General features: G+C 73.4%; 4 protein-coding genes. 3 read left to right on the top strand and 1 reads right to left on the bottom strand.

Annotated elements, in window-relative coordinates; genetic code table 11:
- From ACFQ11_RS37320 to ACFQ11_RS37310, 3 genes are all read left to right on the top strand, one after another.
- On the top strand, positions 1 to 616 hold a 616-nt coding region (locus tag ACFQ11_RS37320), incomplete at its 5' end, for a hypothetical protein (protein ID WP_378307627.1).
- A gap of 298 nt (positions 617 to 914) precedes the next feature.
- Positions 915 to 1,694 carry an electron transfer flavoprotein subunit beta/FixA family protein gene (locus ACFQ11_RS37315; protein ID WP_378307625.1) on the top strand — a complete coding sequence of 260 codons (780 nt, stop codon included), beginning with the start codon at positions 915 to 917 and terminating at the stop codon, positions 1,692 to 1,694.
- 23 nt (positions 1,695 to 1,717) lie between these two features.
- Positions 1,718 to 2,668: an electron transfer flavoprotein subunit alpha/FixB family protein gene (locus ACFQ11_RS37310; RefSeq protein WP_378307623.1), complete on the top strand. Its 951-nt coding sequence runs from the start codon at positions 1,718 to 1,720 to the stop codon at positions 2,666 to 2,668.
- Positions 2,669 to 2,743: 75 nt separating this feature from the next.
- Here ACFQ11_RS37310 and ACFQ11_RS37305 read toward each other — a convergent pair.
- The coding region (locus tag ACFQ11_RS37305; RefSeq protein ID WP_378307621.1) for a hypothetical protein at positions 2,744 to 3,615 on the bottom strand (872 nt) is incomplete at its 5' end.

The raw sequence follows: 3,615 nt of genomic DNA, 5'->3' as shown, positions 1-3,615 counted from the left end.
CCCGTCGCGCGCCGACGCGCCGGCGCCGCGTACGGACGGGCCGCCGCCGCGCACGGACGCGGAGGCGCACCGGCTCGCCGTCGCGCAGGGCTGGGCCCGGCTGCTCGCCGCCATGGTGGTGGTGATCGCCGTGGGCGCCGCGATGATGATGCCGGTCGCCGGGCTGGCGCTGTCGCTGGCCGCGGTGACCTGGCTGCGCGCGGTCACGGCCGTCTCCTTCCGGGACTGGACGCTCGCGTTCGGCCGGACGCTCGCGACCGTCCCGTACGCGGCGGCGTGCACGGTCGCGGTGCCGCCCGCGCTGCTCGCCGCCACCGTGTTCGGCGTGGACATCGACGCGCTCGCCGCGTGCGCGTTCGGCGCGGGCGCGGGCGCGGCCGTCCTGTGGACGGCGCCGGGCGTGCGGGGGCCGCGCCGCCGGCTGGAACGGATGTTCCTGCGGATCGCCGCGTCGCCCCGGACGATCGCGGGGCTGGGCGCGCCGCTCGCCGTGCTGACGCTCGCGGCGGTCGCGGGCGCGCTGTCGCTGACGCCGAGCTTCGCGCCGATGTACGGGTTGGCGGGCTGGCTGGAGAGCACCCTGGACCGGTTGCACGGGGCCTTCGACCGCGTCTGACGCGCCGCGGCGCCGTCCCGCATGTGAGGTGCGTCACGTCCGATTCCTGGATGAGACCGGCACACCGGGCGGGCCCTGGACGTGGGTAAGGTCTCACCACCTGGGATTTGCCGCTAGGCTACTCACGGGTAACATTCGAGTGGGCACGGCCGAAACCGGGACCCGGATCCGAAGGGCGTTCGGGTGTTTGGCAGGCTGTGACTGCGAAAACGCACGTCCGCGTCGACCCGTCATGGGCGGCGCCCCTCTGTCCGCTGCCCCAGCGGCCAACCGAGTGCAGGGAGGTCGGCCACCGGCCATGAACATCGTCGTCCTGGTGAAGCAGGTTCCCGATACGGAGAGCCCGCGCAAGCTGAAGTCCGATGACAGCACGCTCGACCGCGCTGCCGCGGACGGTGTCATCAACGAGCTCGATGAGTACGCCATCGAAGAGGCGCTGCGCATCAAGGAGGCCCAGGGCGGCGAGGTGACCGTTCTGACCATGGGCCCGGACAAGGCGACGGAGTCGATCCGCAAGTCGCTGGCCATGGGCGCCGACAAGGCCGTGCACCTCGTCGACGACGCCCTCACCGGCTCCGACGCGCTGCAGACGTCCTACGCCATCCAGCAGGCCCTCGGCCGCACCGAGTTCGACCTCGTCGTCCTCGGCTCGGAGTCCACCGACGCGCGCACCGGCGTGCTCGCCGCGATGCTCGCCGAGCGGCTCGGCGTGCCGCAGCTCTCGCTCGCCAACAAGGTCGAGATCGAGGGCTCCGCCATCAAGATCCAGCGGCAGACCGACTACGGCTACGACAAGGTCGAGGCGACCCTGCCGGCCGTGGTCAGCGTCGTCGAGAAGATCAACGAGCCGCGCTACCCCTCCTTCAAGGGGATCATGGCGGCCAAGAAGAAGCCGGTCGAGACGCTCGGCATCGCCGACGCCGGCATCGACGCCGCGCAGGTCGGCGTCGCGAACGCGGCCACCGAGGTGGTCGACTTCGCCGACGCCCCGCCGCGCGCGCAGGGTCAGATCGTCACCGACGAGGGCGACGGCGGCGCGAAGATCGCCGAGTTCCTCGCGTCGAAGAAGTTCGTCTGACCGGGGAAGGGGATTCAAGAACCATGGCTGAGATTCTCGTCCTCGTCGACCACGTCGACGGTGAGGTCAAGAAGGTCACCCTCGAGCTGCTGACCCTGGCGAACCGCCTCGGCGAGGCCGCCGCCGTATGGGTGGGCCCCGGCTACGAGAACGCCAAGGACAGGCTCGCCGAGTACGGCGCCGGCAAGGTCTACGTGGCCGCCGACGAGGAGCTCACCTCCTACGTCGTCGCCCCGAAGGCCGCGCTGCTCGCCCAGCTCGTGTCCGAGAAGTCCCCGGCCGCCGTGCTCGTCGCCGCCACCGGCGAGGGCAAGGAGGTCGCCGGCCGGCTCGCGGTGAAGACCGGCTCCGGCGTGCTCACCGACGTCGTGGACGTCGCCGACGGCTTCGTCGCCGAGCACTCGATCTTCGGCGGCGGCGTCATCGCGCACGCCAAGGTCAAGACCGGCACGCCCATCATCGCGGTCCGCCCGAACTCCATCGCCCCCGAGGCGAACGCGGCCACCCCGGCCGAGGAGCAGGTGTCGGTGACCCTGTCGGACGCCGACAAGGGCGCCAAGATCGTCGAGAAGGTCGTGCAGGAGAAGGGCGAGCGCCCGGACCTGACCGAGGCCGCGATCGTCGTGTCCGGCGGGCGCGGCGTCGGCGGCGCCGAGAACTTCTCGATCATCGAGGGCCTGGCCGACTCGCTCGGCGCGGCCGTCGGCGCCTCCCGCGCCGCGACCGACGCCGGCTGGTACCCGCACTCGTTCCAGGTCGGCCAGACCGGCAAGACCGTGTCGCCGCAGCTGTACGTCGCGGTCGGCATCTCCGGCGCCATCCAGCACCGGGCCGGCATGCAGACCTCGAAGACCATCGTCGCCATCAACAAGGACCCCGAGGCGCCGATCTTCGAGCTCGTCGACTACGGCGTGGTCGGCGACCTGTTCCAGGTCGCGCCGCAGCTCACCGAGGAGATCAACAAGCGCAAGTGAGCGCCTGACGACTCCTCCCAGGACGCCCCGGACGGTTCGCCGCCCGGGGCGTCCGGCATGCCCGGGGCCGGGCCGTCACGACCGCGCGGGGGACGGGGTCCCGCTCGGGTACGGCACGGCGGCGAGCAGGTCCGGCTTCAGCAGGTCCCCGGCCCGCGCGTACGGGACGTCCGCGGCCTTCTTCCCGCAGGCGCTCACGTAGCCGAGCGCCGCGGCGTGGAAGCCGACCCGGATCCCGGAGGGCGTCAACCCGACCACGACCTGCTCGGCCCGCAGGTCGTCGGCCCGGATGTCCCTCGCGAAGCGGTCCCCGGCCTCCGGGGCGCAGATCACGCCGCCCGGCAGGTGCGCCGGGACGAGCTCGTTGAGCGGCCGGACGCCCCGCCGGGACGGATCGCGGAACAGGTCGATCGGCCGGTACTCGGTGCCGTCCGTCAGGTCCACGGTCACCGTCCGCGCCGGGTTCCACCCGGTTCCGACATCGCCGCGCACGTTCGTCTCGTACCAGACCGACAGGAGCCGGTCGCTGCGCAGCAGGACGGTCGGCGTGACGACGTTCGTGAACGTCCCCGGCAACTCGGCGAGCCCTTCCCGGTTGCCGGCGAACAGGCGGTCCAGCGGCGCGCGGACGGCCCGGTTGACCCGGTCCTGGAGCGCCCGGTCGCGGAACCCGGTGACCCGCACGACCTGCCCCTCCACCCGGAACGTCCCGCCCCCGCGCAGCGTCGCCGCCGGCACCTGGAGGGCCACCGTCCGGAAGGCGAGCCGCTGCGGCGGGGGCTCGTCCCCGGCGTCGGAGGATGCGACGTAGACGGCCGTCCCGCCGATGGCCACCGCGGCCGCGCCGCCCGCGACGGCCGCCGCACCCTTGGCGCCGAGCGTCCCGACGACCCCCTTCCCCGCGGCCCCGGCCCCGCCCGCGCCCGACGCGCCCGCAGCGCCCGCGG

The organism is Actinomadura sediminis, assembly GCF_042675525.1.
GTDB lineage: Bacteria > Actinomycetota > Actinomycetes > Streptosporangiales > Streptosporangiaceae > Spirillospora > Spirillospora sediminis.
This window is presented reverse-complemented; position numbering and strand designations above follow the sequence as displayed.

What these genes read in the sequence shown, in the direction of transcription:
- ACFQ11_RS37310 (WP_378307623.1), top strand. Translation starts at nt 1,718, where the DNA reads ATGGCTGAGATTCTCGTCCTCGTCGACCACGTCGACGGTGAGGTCAAG.
- ACFQ11_RS37315 (WP_378307625.1), top strand. Translation starts at nt 915, where the DNA reads ATGAACATCGTCGTCCTGGTGAAGCAGGTTCCCGATACGGAGAGCCCG.